This window comes from Mycobacterium sp., assembly GCF_019243155.1.
In the GTDB taxonomy this organism is placed as follows: Bacteria; Actinomycetota; Actinomycetes; order Mycobacteriales; family Mycobacteriaceae; genus Mycobacterium.
Genome location: NZ_JAFAUS010000357.1, coordinates 1 through 5,852 on the forward strand (window position 1 = coordinate 1; position 5,852 = coordinate 5,852).

The 5,852-nt window shown below is 69.0% G+C and carries 1 protein-coding gene; it reads right to left on the minus strand.

The window, feature by feature from the left end; all coding sequences use genetic code 11:
• Positions 1-5,852, minus strand: a 5,852-nt coding sequence (locus tag JOZ00_RS18535; protein ID WP_293346186.1) for a non-ribosomal peptide synthetase, incomplete at both ends; no start/stop codon positions are given.

The following is a 5,852-nucleotide window of genomic DNA, read 5'->3' on the forward strand; positions in this document are numbered from 1 at the left end:
CGCCGACGGGACCGCCGGGTCGATCGCGAGGTACGCAGCCCCGGTCTTGAGGACGGCCAGGATCGACACGATCGCCTCGGCCGAGCGCGAAAAGAGCAGCGCCACACGGTGACCCGGGCCCACACCGCGGCCTGCCAACAGATGCGCCAACCGGTTGGCGGCCTGATCGAGTTCGCGGTAGGTCATCGACCGGCCGTCGACGGTGACCGCGACCGCCTGCGGTGTGCGCTCGACGTGTTCGGCGAGCAACGCCGGGATCGACACCGCCGCAACGGTTTTGGTCAGCCCCGCACTGTTACCCAGCTCTGCCAGGCGGGCGTGCTCCGGCTCGTCGAGCAGATCGATCGATGACAGAGCGCGGGTGGGGTCGGCGGTCATCGCCGTCAGCAGCCGCTGCCACCGGGCGACGAGCGCCTCGATGGTGTCGGGGTCGAAGACATCGGTGCGGAACTCGACTGCCCCGCTGATGCCGGCGGGCGCGCCCGCTTCGGTCCAGCGTTCGGCCAGCGAGAGAGTCAGGTCCATGCGGGCGGTCTGGGTGTTCACCGGTAGCGAGCTCACCTGCAGATCGCCCAGGCTCAGCCCGGCGGGCTCGCTGTTCTGCCAGGCCAACGCCACCTGAACCAGCGGATGATGGGCCATGTTGCGGGTCGGGTTGAGCCGCTCCACGAGGACTTCGAAGGGCACGTCTTGGTGCTCGTAGGCGGCCAGGCTGCGGGCTCGCACCTGAGCCAGCACCTCGGCCACGGTGGGATCACCGCCCACATTGACGCGCAGCACCAGGGTGTTGACGAAGAATCCCACCAACTCGTCGAGGGCGGGATCACGCCGTCCCGCGATCGGGAACCCCACCGCCACATCGGTATTGGCGCTGAGCTTGGCGAGCAGCACGGCCAACGCGGCCTGCACCACCATGAAACTGGTGGCGTTGTGCTCGGCGGCCACCGCGGCCACCCGCTGCTGCAACTCCGCCGGCCAGTGAAGCGTCACACTGGCGCCGCGCTGGTCGGCCACCATGGGATAGGGCCGATCGGTGGGCAACTGCAGCCGCTCGGGCAGCCCGGCCAGTTCCCGTTCCCAATGGGCCAGTTGTGCGCCGATGCGGCTCTGAGCGTCGGCCAGATCACCGAATTGGGCGCGCTGCCATAGCGTGTAGTCGACGTACTGCACCGGCAACGGCGCCCACTGTGGGGCCTGTCCGTCGCGCCGGGCCGCGTAGGCCACGCCCAGATCTCGCGCCAGCGGGGTGATCGACCAGCCGTCGGCGGCGATGTGGTGTGCCACCGCGACCAGCACGTGTTCGTCTGCGGCGAGGCGGAAAAGCGTTGCTCGCAAGGGGATTTCGGTTCCCAGATTGAAGGGATGGCGCGCGGCCTCCTGCAGGGCCTCGGTCAGTCGGTCGGGTGCCCAGTTGCCGGCCTCGACAACCTGCCAGCGCAGATCGGCTCGATCGGCCGGGATCACCCGTTGCTGAGGAATTCCATCGGGCGCCACAAATAGGGTGCGCAGGCTCTCATGGCGATTCACCACGTCGCCGAGCGCCGTGCCCATCGCCGCGGCATCAAGCGGTCCACCCAACCGCAACGCCACCGCGATGTTGTAGACCGGGGACGGCCCTTGCAACTGGTCCAGGAACCACAACCGCGACTGGGCGAACGACAGCGGCACCGCCGCCGGGCGCGCACCGGCCACCAACGGCTCCAGCCCGCCTCCACCGGCCCCGATCCGCGGGGCGAGCTGGGCCACCGTGGGCGCGTCGAACACGGTCCGGACCCCTAGGGTGGCGTCCAGGCCGGCGTTGACCGCCGCGATCAGGCGCATAGCCGACAGCGAATCCCCGCCCAAATCGAAGAACGAGTCATCCACGCCGACCCGCTCGACCCCGAGCACCTGGGCGTAGATGCCGGCCAGGATTTCCTCGACCGGATCGCCCGGAGCGCGATACCCGGCGCCGGTGTATTCGGGTGCCGGGAGGGCGCGGGTGTCGAGTTTGCCGTTGGCCGTGAGCGGCAGCGCCTCGAGCGCCACCACCGCCGCCGGGACCATGTAGGCCGGCAGCCGCTCGGCCAGCTGCGTGCGTAGCACCGCGGGGTTCGCGGTCCCGATGATGTAGCCGACGAGGCGATTGTCGCCCGGACGGTCTTCGCGGGCGATCACCGCCGCCTGCTCGACGCCGTCCAAAGCCGTTAGGGCGAACTGGATTTCGCCGAGCTCGATGCGATAGCCGCGAATCTTGACCTGCTCGTCGGCGCGCCCCAGATAGTGCAGCTGCGCGTCGGCACCCCAGCGCACCAGATCGCCGGTGCGATACATCCGCGTGCCCGGACCACCGAAGGGAGACGCCAAAAATCGTGAAGCCGTCAATCCGGCCCGACCGAGGTACCCGACCCCTAACCCGGCGCCGGCCACATACAACTCACCGACCACGCCGACCGGCACTGGACGCAACCACGCGTCCAACACGAACAGCGCCGCGGTCGGCACCGGCGCACCGATCGGCGGCGCCCCGGAGCCCGCCGTCAACGGCGCAGTCCTGGCCGCGCACACGGTGGTCTCGGTGGGACCGTAGGCGTTGACGAGCACCCGCCCCGGCGCCCATCGGTCGACAAGCTCGGCCGGACACGCCTCACCGGCCACCAGCATCGTCACCGAATCCAGCCCCTCGGCCGACAGCGTCGCCACCGCGGACGGGGTTTGACTCAGGAAGCTGACCCGCTCGGCAATTAGCAAGGTGTGCAGGTCATCCGGTGAACCGGCCACCGATTCCGGCACCACCACCAGCCGCCCACCATTGAGCAGCGCACCCCAGATCTCTTCGACCGAGGCGTCGAACGCCAACGAATGCCAGTGCGCCCAAACCTGTTTCGGTGTCAGCCAGGTGTCCAGTGATGTCAGCAGCTGGGTCACGTTGTGGTGTGTGATGGCCACGCCTTTGGGCACTCCGGTGGTGCCCGAGGTGTAGATCAGGTAAGCGATGTCGTCGGGTCTGGGCCCCGGCAGCGCAGTGCTGGGTTGAGTGTCGATGTCGGGATCGTCGACATCGATGACCTTGACGTCGTAGCCGTCCAGCAGCGGGCGCAGTCCGGCGGTGGTGATCGCGGCAATCGGCGCGGCATCGCCAACCATGAACCCGATCCGCGCCTTCGGCAGCGCGGGGTCTATCGGCAGGTAGGCCGCCCCCGCCTTCAGCACCGCCAGCATCGCCACGATCGCCTCGGCGGATCGCGAAAGCAGCAGCGCCACACACTGTCCTGGGCCGGCGCCACGATGGGCCAGCAGATGCGCCAGCCGGTTGGCGGCCTCGTCGAGTTCGCGGTAGGTCATCGAACGTTCGCCGCAGCTGATCGCGACCGCATCGGGGGTGCGGCTCACATGTTCGGCGAACGACTCTGGGATCGACACCGCGGCGGACGTGGGTCGGGTCAGCACCGCGCGGTTACCGATCTCGTCCAGGCGGGCGCGCTCGTCGTCGTCGAGCAGATCCAACGAGGACAGCCGCCGCCCCGGTTCGGCGGTCATCGCCACCAACATCCGCAGCAACCGCTCGATCAGCGCGTCGATGCGGTCCCACTCGAACACGTCGGTGTCGAACTCGACGCGAAGCTGAAGTTCGTTGCCCGGCCGGGCGGCCATCGTTAGCGGATAGTGGGTGGATTCACGACCGTGAACATCGGTGATGGCCAACCCGTCGATGCCGGACAGGGCGGCGGCGTCGACCGGGTAGTTCTCGTACACGAACAGGGTGTCGAACAGCTGATCGTGGCCGGTGGCGCGGTGGATCTCGGGGAGCGCCAGGTGCTGGTGATCGAGGGTGTCGTTGTTAGCGCGCTGCAGCTGGTCGATCAGGTCGGCGGTGGTAGTGGCCGCCGCGACCGTCGCCCGCACCGGCACGGTGTTGATCAACAGCCCCACCATCGTGTCCGCACCGGCCACGTCAATCGGCCTGCCGGAGACCACGGCGCCGAAGACGACGTCGTGCTGGCCGGTCAGCCAGGTCAACAGCTGCGACCATGCGGCCTGCAGCACGGTGTTGACGGTGGTGTGACACGAGCGTGCCAGCTCGCTGACGGCCCGCGTGGTGTCGGCGGACACCCGGAACGATTCGACGCCCCGACGCCCCTGCCCCACCCGATCCGGCTTGCCGACCAGGGTGGGGGTATCGAATCCGGCGAGCACCCTTCGCCAGGCGGCCTCGGCGGCGGCGAGGTCTCGATCGGCCAGCCAGGTGACGAAGCTGCGGTACGGCGTGGGAGCGGGCAGGTGCTGCCCGTAGTAGCCGGCGAAGACCTCGCTCAGCAGGATCGGCAGCGACCAGCCGTCCATCACGATGTGGTGGAAGGTCAGCACGAATCGGTGCCGGTCCTCGCCGGTACGGATCAACGCGGCCCGGAACACCGGCTCGCCGGACAGCTCGCACACCGCCGCGCGTTCGGCCGCGCAGATCCGCTGGACCTGTTCGTCGACATCGCCGGTGGCTAGTTCGAGATACCGCCAGTGCGGCGCGGGATTGGCCGGGATGATCTGCACCGGCGGGTCGAACTGCACGAGGAAACGGGCCGCCAGGTTCGGATGACGCTCGATCACCGTGTGCACCGCGTCGCGCAGCCGCTGAAGGTCGAGGGCACCGCTGAACGCGGTGTCCAGCTGCACCGCATACACGTCGTCACTCGCCTGTGCGGTGGCCGCGAGGAACAGCAGCCCCTCCTGCAAAGGTGTCAACGGCAGGAGGTCCGCGATGTCGTACTGCTGGGCAAGCTCGTCGATGTGGTGCTGGGTCAGCCGGGCCGGGGCGATGTCCGACGGGGTCAGTCCGCCTCCACCGCCGCGCACATGCGCGCAGATCCCGGCCAGGGCGTCGAACCACAACCGGCTCAGGCGGCTGACCTGGGTGTGGTCCAGCGCTGAGGGCGCCCACGTCCAGGTGGCGTGCAGCAGCGGTCCGGCGTCGGTGTCCTCGGTGGCGGCGTTGAGCTCGACGGTGTGCGGGAGCGGCAGCGGCACCGCCGCGGTGACGCCGGTCAACGACACCCCGTCATCGCTGATCCGCCATACCTCACCGGACACCCCGGCACCCGCGGCACCGAGCCGCCCCAGATAGTTGAAACCGATCGGCGGGTCGGACTCGGGAAGGTCGACGTCGGGGTTCAGGAAGCGCAGCAGACCGTAGGACAGGGGGTCGGGCAGCGCGCGCAGTTGTTCTTTGGCGTTCTTGATCACCGCGCCCAGCGCCGCCGAACCGGTTACCACCTGTGCCCAGGACAGACCCGAAAAAGCAAGCGACACCGGGTATTTGCTGGTGAACCAGCCCACCGTGCGCGACAGGTCGACCTCGGTGGCCAGCTCCTCGTGACGGCCGTGGCCCTCGACGTCGATACCGATCGGCGCTGCGCCGGTGCCCAAGAACTCCGCCACCGCCAGCCCGAACGCGATCAGCAAGATGTCTTGGACTCCGGCGTGAAACGCCGCGGGCACCTCGCCCAGCAGCATGCGCGTCAACTCGGTGTCCAGCTGCACCGACAACTGCCCGGCGCTGGCATAGGTATCCACTTCGGGTCGCACCGCGGGCAGTCCCGGCGGGGCCGCGGCCACCTGCTTCCAGGTGTCGGCCTGGGCCACGACATGGGGGTCGCGGGCGTGCTCGTCGAGCAGCGACGCCCACCGGGCGAACGAGGTGCCGCCGGCCGGCAAGGCTATCGCTTGGCCGCCGTGGTGTTGCGCCCAGGCAATGTTCAAGTCCTCCAACAGGATTCGCCAGGACACGCCGTCGACGGCCAGGTGGTGAATGATCACCGCCAGCTCACCGGTCTCGGCCACCCACAGCGCGCGCAGCATGGTTCCGGTGGCCGGATTCA